The organism is Streptomyces sp. NPDC006551 (assembly GCF_040611675.1).
Lineage (GTDB): Bacteria > Actinomycetota > Actinomycetes > Streptomycetales > Streptomycetaceae > Streptomyces.
This window is the reverse complement of the sequence record NZ_JBEXOT010000006.1, coordinates 169,965-185,016: the sequence shown is the minus strand read 5'-3', so window position 1 is coordinate 185,016 and position 15,052 is coordinate 169,965. Positions and strand designations below refer to the sequence as shown.

The following is a 15,052-nucleotide window of genomic DNA, read 5'->3' as shown; positions in this document are numbered from 1 at the left end:
CAGGTCCCTACCCCTCCCATGCCCGAAACCGGAAGGAGGACCCTCCGATGCGTCCCATCCGCCGGCCGGACGCCGTCCTCGTACAAGCCGTGATCGCCGGATCCCTGTCCTTCGCTCACCTCCACGACCTGGCTGCGGCTGCCGGACAGACCGGTTGGAAGGCGTGGGCCTACCCGGTCTCCGTGGATTTGCTGCTCGTCGCCGCCTGGCACCGGCTACGGACCTCGCGGGCCGCCGGTGTGCCCGCCCGCTCGGCCTGGACCTGGTTCACGGTCGCCCTAGCCGCGTCCCTCGGTGCGAACGTCGCCACCGCAGGTCTCCTCGACCTCGGCCACGTCCCCGCCTGGCTCCGCATCCTCGTCGCCGGCTGGCCCGCTCTCGCGTTCCTCGGCGGCACCCTCCTCGTCCACTCCCCCGGGCACCCAGCTGTCGCCGAACAGGCCGAACCCGACACAGCCACCGAGCACCCCCCGGCCGTGGAAGCGGTCATCGAGCGGGATGACACAGCCAGGCACGAGCCGGAGACCGCCGCCGCACCGGCTCTCCCCTCCCAGGAGCTGGCCCCGGAACCTGCACCGGAGCCCGAACCCGCCCCCGTGGTCGTGACCGTACCGCCTGCCCTCGTCGCTCATGCCCGGAAGGTCGCCGACGACTACCGCGCCCGCACCGGCCACCCGATCGACGCCGACACCCTGCGCGCTCGCCTCGGCGTCCCGCCCCTGATGGCCGACGCCATCGCCGCCCAGCTCGCCTGACGGGAGACCTCCTCATGGCCCCTCGCGACCACTTCCACTCCGTGATGCGGATCGGCCCGGTGCAGATCGGCACCCACCGTGACCGCCACGGCCGCACCAAGTACGCCGCCGTGTGCACGTCCGACGGCTGCGGCTGGTCCGCCGAGTACTCCAGCTCCTCGGCCGCCCAGCTCGCCGCCCGTACCCACCGCTGCAAGCCCCGCTGACCTCGAAGGAGACCCGCGTCATGGACGTCCCGCTCTGGCTCGCCCTGATCGTCGTCGGCGGCCTCGGCATCAAGCTCATCCGCCCGCCCTGGTGGCTCGTCGCCGTGATCCTCCTCGGCGGATTCCTCCTCGCCGACAGCGTCTTGGCCCCGCTCATCGACAACACGATCACCAAGTAGGGAGAACCGTCATGCTCCGGCCCCGCATCCCGGCCAACCCGCTCCCGACCGGCATCGTCACCCCGCTCGTCCAGCCGACCGCCACCGCGGACATCGCGCCCCACCACACCGCCGACATGGCGGCCTGCAACCACCACCACGTCCCGGCCCCGGTCCCGGCGCCGTCCTCGACTCTGCGCCTCACCCCCGCCAGCCTGGCTGTCGTCGTCGCCGGCGGCGCCGGAGCCGTCCTGGTCGTCGGCACGGTCCTGGTCTCCATGCTCCTCGCCGTCGCCATAAGCGCCGCTTCCGTCGCCGTCTGCGCCGTCGTCCTGCGCTCGCTCCTCAACGGCCAGCGCCGACAGCGCTAGTCGTCGAACTCGAAGCCCGATGCCTCTGCACGGGCAATGATGTCGCGGACTGCCTCAGGGCTCGCGATGACGGCTCCAAGGGCAGCCTTGAGTCGTGCGAGGTCGCCCGGACTCCCGACCGCGCAGAACATGCCGCCCTCGCTGTCGAAGTCGAGGTCCTCGGCAATGTCCGGCCAGGCGAACTGCACGAGACCTTCCCAGAAGTACCCGTTCGGCTCGTGTCCGGCGGCAGCTACGGCGTCATCGGCAGCCAAGCCGCCGGCGTTCAAGGTCAGCGAGTGCTCGCCGTCGAAGTCATGCAGGTTGATCGTCACGGCGTGATCCTTGCACCGCCCTCTGACAGAGCTGCCGATCCCTGGGGCCGCCTCATCCGGTCCCTCTCTCTGCCGGTCCGGTAGGCCTCTCCGGTCACCGCACTAGCCAGCTTCCGGGCGGCTCAACCGCCAAGTCTCCGCCGCCCGGAAGCCCCGCCCCTACCCGGCTCACAGAACCAGAAGGAAGCACTCCATGATGACCGTCCCAGCCGCCTCGTCGGCGGGGTTCGACACCGCCACCCTGGGCGACATGCTCCGGGTGGCCGGGTCCCCCGGCTTCGACCGCTGGAAGGAGCAGGTCCACCGCACCGGCGGCTGTTCCCACCCCATCCACCTCCAGGGCTGGACCCTCGCCCGCGACAAGACCACCGGCGAGACCCTCCACCGCTACTCCACCGACACCGAACCGGGCGCACGCCTCCGCATCGCCTGCGGCAACCGCCGGGCCTCCCGCTGCCCCGCCTGCGCCTGGACGTACGCGGGCGACACGTACCACCTCATCCGCGCCGGCCTCGCCGGAGACGACACCCGGGACATCCCCGCCACCGTCCGCGAGCACCCCCGCGTCTTCCTCACCCTCACCGCCCCGTCATTCGGACCAGTCCATAACCGGCCCGACGCCCGGCCCTGTCGCTGCGGCACCCGTCACGCCGAGGACGACGCCGCCCTCGGCACGCCGCTCGACCCCGAGTCGTACGACTACGCCGCCGCCGTCCTCTTCAACAACCACGCCGGGCAGCTCTGGCAGAGGTTCACGAATCGACTCCGCCGGGAGATCACCGCTGCGGCCGGACTCTCGCAAAGGGAACTAAAGGCGGTCGCCCGGATCTCGTACGGGAAGGTCGCCGAGTTCCAGAAGCGGGGTGCCGTCCACTTCCATGCCGTCGTCCGCATCGACGGCCCGGACGGTCCTGACTCTCCGCCGCCGTCGTGGTCGACCACCGAGCGCCTCACCGACGCCATCCGCGCCGCTGCCACCCACACATACACCACTGTCACCGTCCCTGCCGTCGGCGACCACCCCGCCCGCCGCCTCCGTTGGGGCACCCAGATCGACATCCGGCCCGTCAAAGCGTTCGGCGACGGCTCCGACATCACCGAACAGGCCGTCGCCTCCTACATCGCCAAGTACGCCACCAAAGCCGCCGAGACCACCGGCAGCCTCGACCGTCGCATCGGCAACCGTGAGGCCCTGGTCCTCCTCGGCGTCCCCGACCACACCCACCGTCTCGTCGAAGCCTGCTTCGACCTCGACCCCCTCTACCCGGACCGCAGGCTCCTCGCCTGGGCCCACATGCTCGGCTTCCGCGGCCACTTCTCCACCAAGTCCCGGCAGTACTCGACCACCCTGGGCGAGCTCCGCCAGACCCGCGCCGACTACCGCGCCGCCCAAGAACGCACCGCCCGCGGCCTCGACGACATCGAGCCGGACACCGTCCTCGTCCTCACCTCCTGGTCCTACGTCGGCCAGGGCCACTCCCCCGGTGAGGCTGCCCTCGCCGCCTCCATCGCCCGGGACATCCAGCTCAACCGTGAGACCGCCCGCGAAGCCCTACGCGACCGACTCGCCCTGGAGGGAGCACCCGCATGACCGACCGACTGCTGACCGTGGGCCAGGCCGCCGAGCTCCTCGGCACCACCGAGAGGTTTCCGCGTCGGCTCATCGCCGAGCGCAGGATCGCCTTCGTCAAGGTCGGGCGCCATGTACGTATCCCCGAGCCCGCCTTGGAGGAATTCGTGGCTGCCCATACCGTCCAGCCGATCACCACTCGCCGCCGATTCGCGGCGGTGGCCTGATGGCGAACACCAAGGGCAAGCGGCGACGCTTCGGTGCAGTGCGGAAGCTGCCCTCAGGGCGTTTCCAGGCTCGCTATCAGGGGCCGGACGGACTGACGCGATCCGCCCCCGAGACGTTCGCCTCGCAGACCGATGCCGATCGGTGGCTCGTCCGCAAGGAAGCGGAGATCATCGACGGCAAATGGAAGAACCCGGACGACAAGGTTCTCTTCGGGGTGTACGCCGAAGCCTGGTTCAAGGAGCGGGACTACGCAGCGACCACCCGCGAGCGCAGCGGCAGCGCGCTACGCCTCCACGTCCTCCCGACCTTCGCGGACGTGGTCCTGAGTGAGATCACCACACCCCAGATCCGCCGCTGGCGTGCCGGCCTCTTGGAGTCAGGGGTCGGTGAGCCGACGGTCGCCAAGGCCTACCAGATCCTCCGCGCCATCATGAACACCGCGGTCGACGACGAGCTGATCCAGCGCAACCCCTGCCGTATCAAGGGCGCCGGGGCAGCCAAGACCGCCGAGCGGCCGTTCCTCGACGTCACCGAGGTCTTCCAGCTCGCCGACGCCGTGCCGGCGCGCTTCCGGGTGTTCATCCTGTTGGCGGCCTTCACCGGGCTCCGCTTCGGGGAGCTCGCCGCGCTTCAGCGGCATGACGTCGACCTCGACCGGCGAACCGTCGCCGTACGGCGTTCTCTGGCCGAGACCCGTACCGACGGCATTCTGATCAAGACGCCCAAGAGCGCGGCCGGTGTGCGGACCGTCGCCTTCCCGGCCTCCTTGGCGGAGAGCCTGGCCACTCATCTCGCCGTCTACGCCCAGCCGGGTCGGACCGGGCTGGTCTTCACCGGAGCCCGCGGCGGGCAGCTGCGTCGGAACAACTTCCGCCGGCTGTGGCTGCGGGCCCTGAAGACCACCGGCCTCCGCGACGTCCACTTCCACGATCTGCGCCATACCGGGAACACCCTCGCCGCGACCGGCGGCGCCACGACGCGTGAGCTGATGCAGCGGATGGGGCATTCGTCGGTGCGGGCCGCGCTGATCTATCAGCACCTCGTGAACGGGCGTGACCACGCCATCGCCGCCCACGTCGACGAGCAGATCAGGAAGGTCCGGCCGGGCGAGTCCGGCGACGCTTCTGGCACGTGACTGGCACGGCGCCCCTCCCCCGCCTCCCCGGCCGGGGAACGGGCAAGGCCCAGGCTCCCGGTTCAGTCCGGTGACCTGGGCCTTTGTCGTGCTACCTGCTGGTGGGCGCGGACGGTTTCGAACCGCCGACATCTGCTTTGTAAGAGCAGCGCTCTACCCCTGAGCTACGCACCCGTGGAATGAGGCAACAGCGTACATGGCCCATGGGTGGGTCCCGCAAACCGATACCCGCGCGTACCGGCCGGGGGGTAGCCCCACCATCGGGCCGGTGGGTCGCCGGATCGTCGGTGGGGTCGGGGGTCCGTACGGTGAGGGGACAGTCAGCGTGTTACCTGGGGGTTTGTCGTCATGGCCGGTCGTCGTCGTATCCGTACGCTCCTCGCCGTCGGCGGGGCCGGCGTCGTCGCCCTCGGGGTCACCGGTTGTGGGGGTGCGGATGTCGAGGGGGCGCCCGTGGAGCGGAAGAGTTTCGCGTTCTCCGGGGAGACGCTCACGATCGACGCCGACAACTCCCGGCTGGAGATCGTGCCCGCCGACATCGACGACGTGCGGGTCAGCCGGCAGGTCGACGGGTGGGTGTTCGTGGGGTCCGGGCCCGAGGCGACGTGGCGGATGGAGGGCGGGACGCTGACGTTGCGGGTCGAGTGCGACGCGCTCGCCAGTGACTGCGACTCCGTCCACCGGGTCCAGGTGCCGCGCGGGATCGCCGTCACCGTGGAGGATGACAACGGGGAGGTGACGGCCGACGGGTTCGACACCGCGTTGACGGTACGGGCCGACAACGGCTCCGTCCTCGTGCGCGACGCCTCCGGCGCGCTGGAGCTGACCAGCGGCAACGGGGAGGTCGTCGTGGAGGGCGGGACCACCTCCCAGCAGATCGTCGCCCGGTCCGACAACGGGGCCGTACGGCTCGCCCTCAGCGCCGTGCCGCGCCGGGTGGAGGCCACCAGTGACAACGGGGAGATCGACATCGCCCTGCCGAAAGCGACGTACGACGTCGACGGGCGCAGCGACAACGGCGAGGTCCGCGTCGAGGTGCCGACCGCGAAGGGCAGCGGCCATGTCGTGACCGCGCACAGCGACAACGGGGAAGTCGTCGTCCGCAGCGCGAACTAAAGGACCCGTGTGTTCGTCCTTACCTGGTGGGAGAATGAACCGGACCGGGCAGCGCGGCGATCACAGCACGGGAGAGGGACGTGGCGGCGACTCACGCAAGGGGCACGTCCACGCTGCGGCTCGCACTCGCGCTTCCGCTGCTCGCGCTCGCACTCCTCCCCGCCGCCTTCGCCGGGGGCGGGACCCGGCGGTGGTTCGGTGGGCGTGGGGAGAGCCAGCGGGCCGAGGCGCAGGCCGCCAAGGACGCGGCGGCGGCCGCGTTCTACGAGCTCGACACCGCCCAGCGCGATCTGCGGATCTCGATCGAGACGATCACGGCCGTCGACAGCTCCCCCGGGGCCCGTACCGCCGTCGACGGCTTCGCCGCGCTCGGGCGGCGGATCGACGAGGTCAGCCACGCGTACATCACCGCCGTCGACGCCCACGATCTCGACCGGGACGAGCTGGACGCGGGGACCGCCCAGCGGGCCCGGACCGAACTGACCCGGGCCAAGGACGAGCTCGTACGGGTCAAGGGTGAGCTGGACCGGTTCGAGCAGGGGCTCGGGCCGCTGCTCGACAAGGCCGAGACGCAGCTCGCCCGGCTCGCGCCCGCCGTCGAGCGGGCGCGAGCGGCGCTCCGGGCCGCCAGTACCGCTCTCGACACCGTACGGAACGCGGGCCTGCGCGCCGACGATCTCGCGGCGCGGCTCGCCGCCCTCGGCCCCGAGCTCACCAAGCTCAACGAAGGCGCCGGCCGGCACGGCGTCCCCGAGACCCTCCAGCGCGCCGACGGTGTCCTACGGGACGCCGAGGCCGTACGCGTCGAGGCCGAGCGGCTCCCCGAGCGCGCCGCCGAGACCGACAAGCGCCTGGTCTCCCTCCGCACCCGCGCCGAGGCGCTCACCACCCGGGCCGAAGCCGTCGAGCCCGTCCTGTCCGAGCTCCGCCGCCGTTTCTCCGCCGCCTGCTGGCAGGACCTCCAGTACGTCCCCGAGCAGGCCGCCGAGAGCGTCCGCCAGGCCGAGGAGAGGCTCAAGGAGGCCGCCTCGGCCCGCGCGGAGCAGCGCTGGCCCGACGCCACCAGCTTGCTGGCCACCGCCCGCGCGCTGCTCAACAACACCGACGAGGCCGTCTCCGCCGCCGGTGAGCGGCTCCGCCGTCTCGACGCCGTCGCCAAGGACCCCCGGCAGGAGATCGAGCGCGCACGCTTCGCCGTCCGCGACGCCCAGCGCCTCGCCATGGCCGGCCGCCACACCCCCGACCCCCGCCACGCCCGCCCCCTCGACGATGCTGTCGCCCGTCTCGACCGGGCGGTGGCCGCGCTCGACAGCGGCCGCCATCCCGACTACTGGCACTTCCTCACCGAGCTCGAGGCCGTCCGCGCGACCGCCGCCCGTGTCGTGGAATTGATCAGGGAGGAACGGGGCGGGGGCGGCTCCGGCGGTGGCCGCTAGCCTGGTCCGTATGCCTCGTTACGAATACCGCTGCCGGACCTGTGGCGACACGTTCGAACTCAGCCGGCCGATGGCCGAGTCCTCCGCCCCCGCCGCCTGCCCGGAAGGGCACGACGACACCGTCAAGCTGCTGTCCGCCGTAGCCGTCGGTGGTACGGCGACGGGCGGCCCCGCGCCCGCCCCGAGCGCAGGTGGCGGCGGCGGATGCTGCGGTGGCGGGTGCTGCGGCTGATCCCCCGCGTGCCGGGGCCGGTCCGCACAGTGCCGGGGCCGGCCCGCCGCACCACAGCGGGGCCGGCCGCGCCACAGCCGGGGCTGACCCACCTCCACAGCCGGGCCGATCCGGCGCGCCACAGCCGGGGCTGATCCACCCTCCGCAGCCGAGGCCGGTCCAACGGCCCCGGTCGGTCAGCTGCCCAGGTAGCGCAGTACTGCCAGCACCCTCCTGCTGTAGCCCTCGCCCCGGCCCGTCAGTTCCAGCTTGTCGAAGATCGCGTTGATGTGTTTCTCGACCGCGCTCTGCGAGACGTGCAGCCGGCCCGCGATCGCCGCGTTCGTGTGCCCCTGCGCCATCGCCGCCAGGACGTCCCCTTCCCGGGGCGTCAGCCGGGACAGCGGATCGGTGTGGGAGGAGCGGACCAGGAGGCGGCGGACGACCTCCGGGTCGAACGCCGTCCGGCCCTCCCCCACCCGTTCCAGCGCCTCCAGGAACTCGTCGACCTGCGCCACCCGGTCCTTCAGCAGATAGCCGACCGCTCCCGGTCCCGCCGACTCGCCGGTCAGCAGCTCGGTCGCGTACCGCCGCTCCACGTACTGCGAGAGCACCAGGACGCCGACCCGCGGCCACGCGCTCCGGATCTCCAGGGCCGCGCGCAGCCCCTCGTCCGTGTGGGTCGGTGGCATCCGGACGTCGGCGACGACCACGTCCGGCGGGTCGGCCGCCACCGCCGCGAGCAGTTCCACCGCGTTGCCGACGGCGGCCGTGACCTCGTGGCCCTCCTCCGCCAGGAGCCGTACGAGCCCCTCCCGCAGCAGCGTCGAGTCCTCCGCGAGCATCACGCGCACGGCAGCTCCGCCCGTACCACCGTCGGTCCGCCCAGCGGGCTGTCCACCGCGAACCGTCCGTCCAGCGCCGCCGCCCGGCTCGCGAGACCGGCCAGTCCGCTGCCGGAGGCGTCCGCGCCGCCCGTTCCGTCGTCGTTCACCGTCACACGCAACACGCCGTCCTCCCGGGTAACTTGTACGTCGATACGGGTCGCTCCCGCATGCTTGACCACGTTGGTGACCGCCTCCGAGACGACGAAGTACGCGACCGTCTCCACCGCCCTCGGCAGCGGCCCGGGCACGTCGTACGCGAGTCCCACCGGCAGCGGGCCGCGCTCCGCGACCGCCTCGAGGGCCGCCCGCAGGCCAGCCTCGTCCAGGACCGTCGGGTAGACCCGCCAGGCCACCTCCCGTAGTTCGGCCAGCGCGCGGCGGCTCTCCTCATGGGCCTGGAGCAGCAGGGCGTCGGCGCCGTCCGGGTCGCGGGCGCGGATACGGCGGGCGCGGCCGAGGAGCATGCCGAGGGCGACGAGCCGCTGCTGGACACCGTCGTGGAGATCGCGTTCGATGCGGCGCCGTTCGTCGTGCACGACGTCCATGACCTCGGCGCGGCTGCTGGCGAGCTCGGCGATCCGGGCTTCCAGGGCGTCGGCGTGGCGGGGGCCGAGGAGGCGGCGGGCCACGTGGCCCTCCAGGGACGCGACGCCGAGGGCTCCCTGGACGGAGAGGAAGAGCAGGAAGAACCCGCCCGCGCTGCTGAAGGTGACGAGCCAGGGGTGGTCGATGTCGGTGATCAGCCAGCCGTAGAGGACGAAGGTGCCGAGGCCGAGGCCGTAGGCGGCGCAGACGAGGACGACTCCGCCGAGCAGCCCGAGCGGCCAGCGGGCCGCGAGGTGGCGCAGGGCCGCACCGTCTCCCTGGGCGCCCGGGAGCCGCACGCCGAGGAAGCGGTCGAGCCGCCGCCGTTCCAGCCGGAGCAGGCGGTGGGCGACGGCGGTCAGGGTCCGCAGGACGGCGCGGCGGCCGCGCGGCCAGGCGAGCACCGGCAGCAGCGCGAGCCCGCCGGCGATCAGGGACAGCAGCTCGACGACGGCGGTGGCGGCGCCGAGGGTGAGACCGGCCGCCATCCGCAGCCCGTGCGCGACGTGCCCGGCGAGAGTCCTCATGATCGGCCACGCTAGCCGGAGCCCCCGCCCGGGCGCACTGCGGAAAACCGGAGCATCACCGTGCGGCCGCCATCAGTCCGCGACCGGGCAGCGGTTCCTAGCGTGAGAGCCATGGAAACCTGGATCGACAGGCTCATGGACACACTGGGCGCTCCCGGCGCCGGCATCGCCGTCGCGCTGGAGAACCTCTTCCCGCCGATCCCGAGCGAGGTCGTCCTGCCGCTGGCGGGCTTCGCCGCCGCGACCGGTCGGATGGACCTGTTCGCCGCGCTGCTGTGGACGACGGCGGGGTCGACGGTCGGCGCGCTCGCGCTGTACGGGGTGGGGGCGCTGCTCGGCCGGGAGCGGACGGTCGCCCTCGCCGGAAAGCTGCCGCTGGTGAAGGTCTCCGACATCGAGCGGACGGAGGCGTGGTTCGCCCGACACGGCACGAAGGCGGTGTTCTTCGGGCGGATGGTGCCGCTGTTCCGCAGTCTGATCTCCGTGCCCGCGGGCGTCGAGCGGATGTCGCTGCCCGTCTTCCTCGCGCTCACGGCGCTGGGCAGCGCGATCTGGAACACCGCCTTCGTGCTGGCCGGTTATCTGCTCGGTGACAACTGGGAGCAGGTGACCGGTTACGTGTCGGTCTACTCGAAGGCGGTGCTCGTGGCGGCGGCGGGTGCGGTGGTGTGCTTCGTCGCCGTGCGGCTGATCAGGCCGGGTCGGGGAGGGCGGCGGGCGCGGCGGCCGGGTGGGCGGGCAGGGTCACGCGGTGGTCCCGAACGGCCGTGAGGAAACGGCGCAGGATCTCCTCCCCCGCCGCCACTCCGCGCTCGGCGAGGACGTCGAGGTGGGGGGCGGTCCAGCCGGTGTCGGCGAGTTCGCCGTGGCCGGGGCGCCAGGCGCGGTCGGCGGCTTGCAGCAGGTCGGCGTCGAGGAGGGAGTCCCCGGCGGCCAGGGTGAGGCCGGCGCCGGTGCGGCGGGCGACCTCGCGCATCGCCGCGCTCTTGGTGAGCGGCTTCGGTACGGCGTACACCTTGCGGCCCTGGAGGGAGACGGTCCAGCCGCGGTCGTCGGCCCAGTCGCCGAACCGCTTCAGCCACTCCTCGGGCAACCGCTCGCGCTCGACGACGAGGTACGCGAAGAGGTCCTCGGCGACCCGGTGCTTGCGCACCCAGGACAGGTCGGTGGTGGCGGTGAAGTAGGCGCGGATCTCGGCGAGCGGCGCGCACTCGTCGGCGAGCCGACGCAGCACGCTCTCGTGCCAGTCGCGGTCGGTGACGCCGTCGACGAGGAGGTGTCCGCCGTTGGCGCAGATCGCGTACTTCGGTGCGGGGCCGGGGAGTTGGATGCGCTGGTACTGCTTGCGGGTGCGGGTCGTGGTGGGGACGAAGACGGCTTCGGCGGCCACCTCCGCCAGGAGCACGGCGGCGTCCTCGGTCATGTAGGACAGCGGCTTGGACTCGTGGACCTCGATGCTGAGCAGGCGGGGCGCCTGCGCGTCGGGCATGCCGAGGGCGAGGGCGGCGGAGGAGTAGATCAGCGTACGGTCGAGGTCGCTCGCGACCATCACTGTGGGCGTGGTGCCGTTCGTCGCGGTACTCACTGGGAGATCACCGCCTTCCCGTCGGCGCCGGTGGCGCCGCGCGTGTACTGAGGGTGGATCAGTCCGACGCAGGTGTACGGGAGTTGGTCGACCTCCTCGACGGGTACCCCGCGCTGTGCGGCGAGAAGGCGGACGTGGTCCAGGTCGGCGCCCGCGCCGCGCTGGGCGAGGATCTTCCAGGGGACGCGGCGCAGCAGGACCCGGGTGGTCTCGCCGACGCCCGGCTTGACCAGGTTGACGTCGTGGATGCCGTACTCCTCACTGATCCGCTCGACGGCCGCCCAGCCCTCCCACGTGGGGTCGCGGTCGGCGCCCAGCAGCTCCTTGACCTCGGCGTCGACGGCTTCGCCGACCTCGTCGAAGCGGGCGGCGACCGCGTCGAGGAAGTCGTTGGACACGTCGGCGCCGGCCAGCTCGCGGTAGAACTTGCCGCCGTGGAAATCGTCGGGTCCGACCAGGTCGGCGCGGAGGACCGTCCGCGATATCAGCCCGGAGACCGTGGAGTTGAGGCAGGCGGACGGGATGAGGAAGTCCTCCCGGGTGCCGTAGGTGCGCACGCAGGAGCCGGGGTCGGCGAGGACGGCGATCTCCGGGTCGAAGCCGGGGAAGTCCTTGAGGGCTTCGGCGAGTTCGCGGGTGATGGCGCCCTTGCCGGTCCAGCCGTCGACGAAGACGACGTCGGCGGGGTCGTGGTGGGCGGCGAGCCAGCGCAGCGCGTTGGCGTCGATACCGCGGCCGCGCACGATGGAGACGGCGTAGTGCGGCAGGTCGAGGTCGTGGCGGGCCTGGGCCCAGCGGCGCATCAGCACACCGACGGGCGTGCCGGCCCGGGCGAGCGAGACGAGCACGGGCCGCCCGCTGCCCCGGCCGGCCCGCTCGGCGAGGACCGTCTCGGTGACGGTGCCGACGGCGCGGGCGATCCGGGTGGCGGAGGTCTTCAGGGCCGCGTGGAAGAGCTCCTGGTACTGGGCGCTGGGCTGGTACTCGACGGGCAGCGACTCCGCGTAGTGCGCGCCGCCGCTCTGGATGGCCTCCTCGCGCTCCTCGGTCGGGGCCTCCAGCTCGACGTCCGAGAGGTCCTGGAGCAGCCAGCCGACCTCCTCGGGCGCGTACGAGGAGAAGGCGGGGCCGCGGAGGGGCTCGGGCAGCATGGAGGCCCTTTCGGGAGGCGTGGTCGGCGTGTAGGTCGGTACGACGGCGAGCACGACGTGCGGGATGTGCGCCGCGAGCTGGGCCAGCAGGCCGTCGGGAGCGTGCAGTTCGGGGGTGTCGGCGGCCGAGTCGACGACGGCGACGACCGCGTCGAAGCCGGCGCCGGCGACGTTGTACGCGTACCGCTCGCCGGGTCCGTCGGCGGGGGCGTCGTGGGCCGGGAAGACCAGCCGGGTGCGTATGGCGTAGCCGGGGTCGTCGACGGCGAGGACGGGCGAGCGGGTGGTGGTGGAGTACGACACGTCGTGGCCGGCGCGCTCCAGCTCGACGGCCAGCCGCAGCGGCGCGTACATCAGCTCCTCGAAGCCGAGGACGAGGACGCGACCCTTCCGGCCCGCTCCGCCGAGGGCGGCGGCCAGGCGCTCCGCCATGGCGGGCAGGGCGCCTCGCAGGGCCGCGGCGTGGGGCGCGCTGAAGCCGTGACGTCCGCCGTCCGGGACGCCTTCCGGCCACCCGAGGTCGACCCGTACGGGAGAGACGTCGGGCGAGGCCACGGACGGGGCGCCGACGGAGACACCGGACTGGCTACCGGCGGAGGCGCTGGGCGAGGCCCCCGACGGACCACCGGCGGACACACCGAGCGAGGCCCCCGTGAGGGCCGGAGACGCCCCCGCCGAGGCCCCCGGCGCGGTCCCGGAGAGGCCCCCCGGCGACGTCACCTCCGTGCCCCCCGGCAGCGTCCCCTCCGTACCCCCCGGCGACACCCCGGGCGCTCGTGGGACGGGCACCTGCGTGGGCTCGTGTTGCGCCACCAGCGCCTGGCCCTTCTCCAGGACGCCTTCGGGGAGTCGTACCGTGCCCGCCGCTCCGGCCACGAGATCGACGCGGGCGCCGATCTCCTCGGCGAAGGCGTCCAGGCGGCCGAGATCGGCCGCCGAGCGCATGTCGACGAGGGCGACGACCACGTACCGGTCGCGGGGATAGCGCTCGTGCAGGTCCCGGACGGTGTTGAGGACGGTGTTGCCGGTGGAGAACTCGTCGTCGACGAGGACCAGCGGCCCGTCACCGGCCAGCAGCTTCGGGTCCTCGGGGAGGAGGAGGTGCGAGGTGGCGTGCGAGTGGGACTCCTCGAAGCCGCCCGCCGGCGCCACTCCGTCCACCGGGCGCCGGGTGGAGTGCAGGTACGGCGCGAAGCCGAGCCCGTCGGCGACGGAGTGACCGAGCGCGGTCGCCGTCTCCGCGTACCCGACGACCACGGCACGCGCGGCCTCCTCGGGCCCGAGGAGGTCCCGTACGCGCTCGCCGAGGGTGAGGCCCGCCTCGTACACGACGGTGGGGCGCTGCGGCACGTGCTTGCCCAGCACGTGGGAGACGAGCAGATGCGCCCGTTTCGGGTTGCGGCGCAGTGCGAGGCCCAACAGGCCCGGGAGCTTCTCGTCGCCGACCAGTTCGACACCGAGTCGCTCGGCGACCCATGTTCCCGACCACACCACGTCGTCAATCACCCTTCGTCAGCCGGCCAGTCCGGCGGTCAGCAGATCCACGAAGCCGACGTCCTCCTTGGCGACGCCGAACACCTCGGCGCGCAGCAGGGTGCGCTCGGCCCACGCGCGATGCGGCTTCACTTCGTTCATCTTGTTCGTGTACGCGGAGCGCATCACTCCGCCTCCGCCCCGCTCCGGCCGCAGGATGTCCTGGGCGTCGCTGAACTCCTCGTGACTGACGACGGAGAGGGCGTGCACCGGCACCACGTGGGTGGGGTGGATGCAGGTCTTGCCGAGCAGGCCGTTGGCCCGGTCGAGTTCGATCTCGCGCAGCAGCCCGTCGAGGTCGTGCTCGATGAGGGCGGTCCGCAGGTCCTCCGCCCGGCCCTCCAGGAAGGGGCTGCGGCGCAGCTGTGGCTTGAACATGCGCTCGCCGAGCCGGAAGTACTCCCAGACGGGTCCGGTGATGGTGAAGCCGGTGCCGTCGGAACGGCCGAGGACGTTGACCACGTCGGCGATGACATGGGCGACGAGCTGGACGTCGTACGCCGTCATGTCGGGCGAGCGGCGCAGTCCGTACGCGGAGCAGAAGTCGGTGACGCCGAGCCGCAGCGCGAGCACCCGGTCCCGGTACTTTTCGACGGTCGCGGCGATGCCGGCGAGGGTCCCGGCGCGCGTCTCCAGGTGGAGCAGCTCGGGGGACTCGAGGACGGGCATGGCGAAAAGTCGCCGTCCGCAGGCCGTCTCGGCGGCGGTGAGCGCCTCCAGGAAGGCGCGGCCCCGGGCCTCGGTGAACTTGGGCAGCACGAATCCGGACAGCAGGCGGACGGTGTCGCCGAGCCGCGCGACCAGGTCGGTGATCTGGCGGGCCTCACGGACCCGGATGAAGAGCAGGGGCACGTCCCCGTCCGCTTCCGCGAGGAGGCGGAAATGGTGGACCAGGTTCGCCTCGGCGGCCTCCACGTCCCCGTCGGCGATGGAGTCCTCCAGGCACAGCACCATGGAGACGACCCCGCGTGCGGCCTGTTTGCGCACGTCGTCGGCGAGCCGCGGCCGGGTGGCCGGGCTGTAGAGCGTGGCGCCCAGGGCCACGGCGAGCGTGCTCGCGGGCGAGTCGGCCGTGAACTCGGCCGGCTCCTGGTGGAACAGCCTGGCCCGCGAAGCGGCCGGGATGTGCCCGAAATGACGCATGTAACTCCCCCGACTGCCTTTGCGGGCCCTGATGACATGTGGCCGGTAATAGTACGTAGGTGCGGGTGTCCGTAGTTCCCTCCTCGCATGAAATCCAGGTAACTCGTCCGCATCCGATCGGTCTCTCCCCGATTGGCCGAG

17 protein-coding genes and 1 tRNA gene are annotated in these 15,052 nt (G+C 72.5%); 11 read left to right on the top strand and 7 right to left on the bottom strand.

Going from position 1 to position 15,052, the window contains the following annotated elements:
* The first annotated feature begins 47 nt into the window (after window positions 1-47).
* Genes ABZY12_RS09710 through ABZY12_RS09695 form a run of 4 tightly spaced genes read left to right on the top strand, consistent with a single transcriptional unit; the run spans window position 48 to window position 1,490 of the window.
* A complete protein-coding gene (locus tag ABZY12_RS09710) occupies window positions 48-755 on the top strand; it encodes a DUF2637 domain-containing protein (RefSeq protein ID WP_356888748.1) in 708 nt (235 codons plus the stop codon).
* Window positions 756-769: 14 nt separating this feature from the next.
* Window positions 770-961, top strand: coding sequence for a mobile element transfer protein (locus tag ABZY12_RS09705; RefSeq protein WP_356888747.1), 192 nt, complete (start codon window positions 770-772; stop codon window positions 959-961).
* Window positions 962-981: 20 nt separating this feature from the next.
* Window positions 982-1,140 (top strand): hypothetical protein, encoded by a 159-nt coding sequence (locus tag ABZY12_RS09700; protein WP_356888746.1) that lies wholly within the window; start codon window positions 982-984, stop codon window positions 1,138-1,140.
* 11 nt (window positions 1,141-1,151) lie between these two features.
* Window positions 1,152-1,490, top strand: a complete 339-nt coding sequence (locus ABZY12_RS09695) for a SpdD-like protein (protein WP_356888745.1) — start codon at window positions 1,152-1,154, stop codon at window positions 1,488-1,490.
* On the opposite strand, the gene ABZY12_RS09690 is transcribed toward ABZY12_RS09695, so the two are convergent.
* Complete coding sequence (locus ABZY12_RS09690) at window positions 1,487-1,804, bottom strand: Imm51 family immunity protein (protein ID WP_356888744.1); 318 nt, start codon at window positions 1,802-1,804, stop codon at window positions 1,487-1,489. The two genes, ABZY12_RS09695 and ABZY12_RS09690, sit on opposite strands and share 4 nt — an antisense overlap.
* 193 nt (window positions 1,805-1,997) lie before the next feature.
* Here ABZY12_RS09690 and repSA point away from each other — a divergent pair, with 193 nt between their 5' ends.
* Genes repSA through ABZY12_RS09675 form a run of 3 tightly spaced genes read left to right on the top strand, consistent with a single transcriptional unit; the run spans window position 1,998 to window position 4,737 of the window.
* Window positions 1,998-3,395 (top strand): replication initiator protein RepSA, encoded by a 1,398-nt coding sequence (gene repSA, locus ABZY12_RS09685; RefSeq protein ID WP_356888743.1) that lies wholly within the window; start codon window positions 1,998-2,000, stop codon window positions 3,393-3,395.
* On the top strand, window positions 3,392-3,601 hold the full coding sequence (locus ABZY12_RS09680; RefSeq protein WP_356888742.1) for a helix-turn-helix domain-containing protein: 210 nt from the start codon (window positions 3,392-3,394) through the stop codon (window positions 3,599-3,601). Before repSA ends, ABZY12_RS09680 begins: the two co-directional genes overlap by 4 nt.
* Window positions 3,601-4,737 carry a tyrosine-type recombinase/integrase gene (locus tag ABZY12_RS09675; protein WP_356888741.1) on the top strand — a complete coding sequence of 379 codons (1,137 nt, stop codon included), beginning with the start codon at window positions 3,601-3,603 and terminating at the stop codon, window positions 4,735-4,737. Before ABZY12_RS09680 ends, ABZY12_RS09675 begins: the two co-directional genes overlap by 1 nt.
* A gap of 99 nt (window positions 4,738-4,836) precedes the next feature.
* Here the strand turns inward: ABZY12_RS09675 and ABZY12_RS09670 are convergent.
* A tRNA-Val gene (locus ABZY12_RS09670) sits at window positions 4,837-4,911 on the bottom strand.
* Between the two features lie 174 nt (window positions 4,912-5,085).
* Between ABZY12_RS09670 and ABZY12_RS09665 the strand changes: the two genes are divergently transcribed.
* The 3 genes from ABZY12_RS09665 (at window position 5,086) to ABZY12_RS09655 (ending at window position 7,521) form a co-directional block, all read left to right on the top strand.
* Window positions 5,086-5,853 (top strand): DUF4097 family beta strand repeat-containing protein, encoded by a 768-nt coding sequence (locus ABZY12_RS09665; RefSeq protein WP_356888740.1) that lies wholly within the window; start codon window positions 5,086-5,088, stop codon window positions 5,851-5,853.
* Window positions 5,854-5,933: 80 nt separating this feature from the next.
* A complete protein-coding gene (locus ABZY12_RS09660; protein WP_356888739.1) occupies window positions 5,934-7,289 on the top strand; it encodes a hypothetical protein in 1,356 nt (451 codons plus the stop codon).
* A 10-nt stretch (window positions 7,290-7,299) separates the two neighbouring features.
* On the top strand, window positions 7,300-7,521 hold the full coding sequence (locus tag ABZY12_RS09655) for a zinc ribbon domain-containing protein (protein WP_356888738.1): 222 nt from the start codon (window positions 7,300-7,302) through the stop codon (window positions 7,519-7,521).
* 176 nt (window positions 7,522-7,697) lie between these two features.
* Here ABZY12_RS09655 and ABZY12_RS09650 read toward each other — a convergent pair whose 3' ends face one another.
* Together ABZY12_RS09650 and ABZY12_RS09645 are read right to left on the bottom strand one after the other, a co-directional pair.
* Window positions 7,698-8,354, bottom strand: coding sequence for a response regulator transcription factor (locus ABZY12_RS09650; RefSeq protein ID WP_356888737.1), 657 nt, complete (start codon window positions 8,352-8,354; stop codon window positions 7,698-7,700).
* Window positions 8,345-9,499, bottom strand: coding sequence for a sensor histidine kinase (locus ABZY12_RS09645; protein ID WP_356888736.1), 1,155 nt, complete (start codon window positions 9,497-9,499; stop codon window positions 8,345-8,347). Before ABZY12_RS09645 ends, ABZY12_RS09650 begins: the two co-directional genes overlap by 10 nt.
* A 111-nt stretch (window positions 9,500-9,610) precedes the next feature.
* Between ABZY12_RS09645 and ABZY12_RS09640 the strand changes: the two genes are divergently transcribed.
* Window positions 9,611-10,270: a DedA family protein gene (locus ABZY12_RS09640; RefSeq protein WP_356888735.1), complete on the top strand. Its 660-nt coding sequence runs from the start codon at window positions 9,611-9,613 to the stop codon at window positions 10,268-10,270.
* On the opposite strand, the gene ABZY12_RS09635 is transcribed toward ABZY12_RS09640, so the two are convergent.
* From ABZY12_RS09635 to ABZY12_RS09625, 3 genes are read right to left on the bottom strand one after another with little or no spacing between them, the layout of a single operon-like run.
* Entirely contained in the window at window positions 10,191-11,048 is an 858-nt protein-coding gene (locus tag ABZY12_RS09635; RefSeq protein WP_356888826.1) for an HAD family hydrolase, read from the bottom strand. The two genes, ABZY12_RS09640 and ABZY12_RS09635, sit on opposite strands and share 80 nt — an antisense overlap.
* A gap of 32 nt (window positions 11,049-11,080) precedes the next feature.
* Window positions 11,081-13,729: a phosphoribosyltransferase domain-containing protein gene (locus tag ABZY12_RS09630; RefSeq protein WP_356888734.1), complete on the bottom strand. Its 2,649-nt coding sequence runs from the start codon at window positions 13,727-13,729 to the stop codon at window positions 11,081-11,083.
* Between the two features lie 18 nt (window positions 13,730-13,747).
* On the bottom strand, window positions 13,748-14,911 hold the full coding sequence (locus ABZY12_RS09625; protein ID WP_356888733.1) for an HpcH/HpaI aldolase/citrate lyase family protein: 1,164 nt from the start codon (window positions 14,909-14,911) through the stop codon (window positions 13,748-13,750).
* Window positions 14,912-15,052 lie beyond the last annotated feature (141 nt).

What these genes read in the sequence shown, in the direction of transcription:
- ABZY12_RS09655 (WP_356888738.1), top strand. Translation starts at nt 7,300, where the DNA reads ATGCCTCGTTACGAATACCGCTGCCGGACCTGTGGCGACACGTTCGAA.
- ABZY12_RS09710 (WP_356888748.1), top strand. Translation starts at nt 48, where the DNA reads ATGCGTCCCATCCGCCGGCCGGACGCCGTCCTCGTACAAGCCGTGATC.
- ABZY12_RS09645 (WP_356888736.1), bottom strand. Translation starts at nt 9,499, where the DNA reads ATGAGGACTCTCGCCGGGCACGTCGCGCACGGGCTGCGGATGGCGGCC.
- ABZY12_RS09625 (WP_356888733.1), bottom strand. Translation starts at nt 14,911, where the DNA reads ATGCGTCATTTCGGGCACATCCCGGCCGCTTCGCGGGCCAGGCTGTTC.
- ABZY12_RS09680 (WP_356888742.1), top strand. Translation starts at nt 3,392, where the DNA reads ATGACCGACCGACTGCTGACCGTGGGCCAGGCCGCCGAGCTCCTCGGC.
- ABZY12_RS09705 (WP_356888747.1), top strand. Translation starts at nt 770, where the DNA reads ATGGCCCCTCGCGACCACTTCCACTCCGTGATGCGGATCGGCCCGGTG.
- ABZY12_RS09675 (WP_356888741.1), top strand. Translation starts at nt 3,601, where the DNA reads ATGGCGAACACCAAGGGCAAGCGGCGACGCTTCGGTGCAGTGCGGAAG.
- ABZY12_RS09635 (WP_356888826.1), bottom strand. Translation starts at nt 11,048, where the DNA reads ATGGTCGCGAGCGACCTCGACCGTACGCTGATCTACTCCTCCGCCGCC.
- ABZY12_RS09640 (WP_356888735.1), top strand. Translation starts at nt 9,611, where the DNA reads ATGGAAACCTGGATCGACAGGCTCATGGACACACTGGGCGCTCCCGGC.
- ABZY12_RS09665 (WP_356888740.1), top strand. Translation starts at nt 5,086, where the DNA reads ATGGCCGGTCGTCGTCGTATCCGTACGCTCCTCGCCGTCGGCGGGGCC.
- ABZY12_RS09700 (WP_356888746.1), top strand. Translation starts at nt 982, where the DNA reads ATGGACGTCCCGCTCTGGCTCGCCCTGATCGTCGTCGGCGGCCTCGGC.
- ABZY12_RS09695 (WP_356888745.1), top strand. Translation starts at nt 1,152, where the DNA reads ATGCTCCGGCCCCGCATCCCGGCCAACCCGCTCCCGACCGGCATCGTC.
- repSA (WP_356888743.1), top strand. Translation starts at nt 1,998, where the DNA reads ATGATGACCGTCCCAGCCGCCTCGTCGGCGGGGTTCGACACCGCCACC.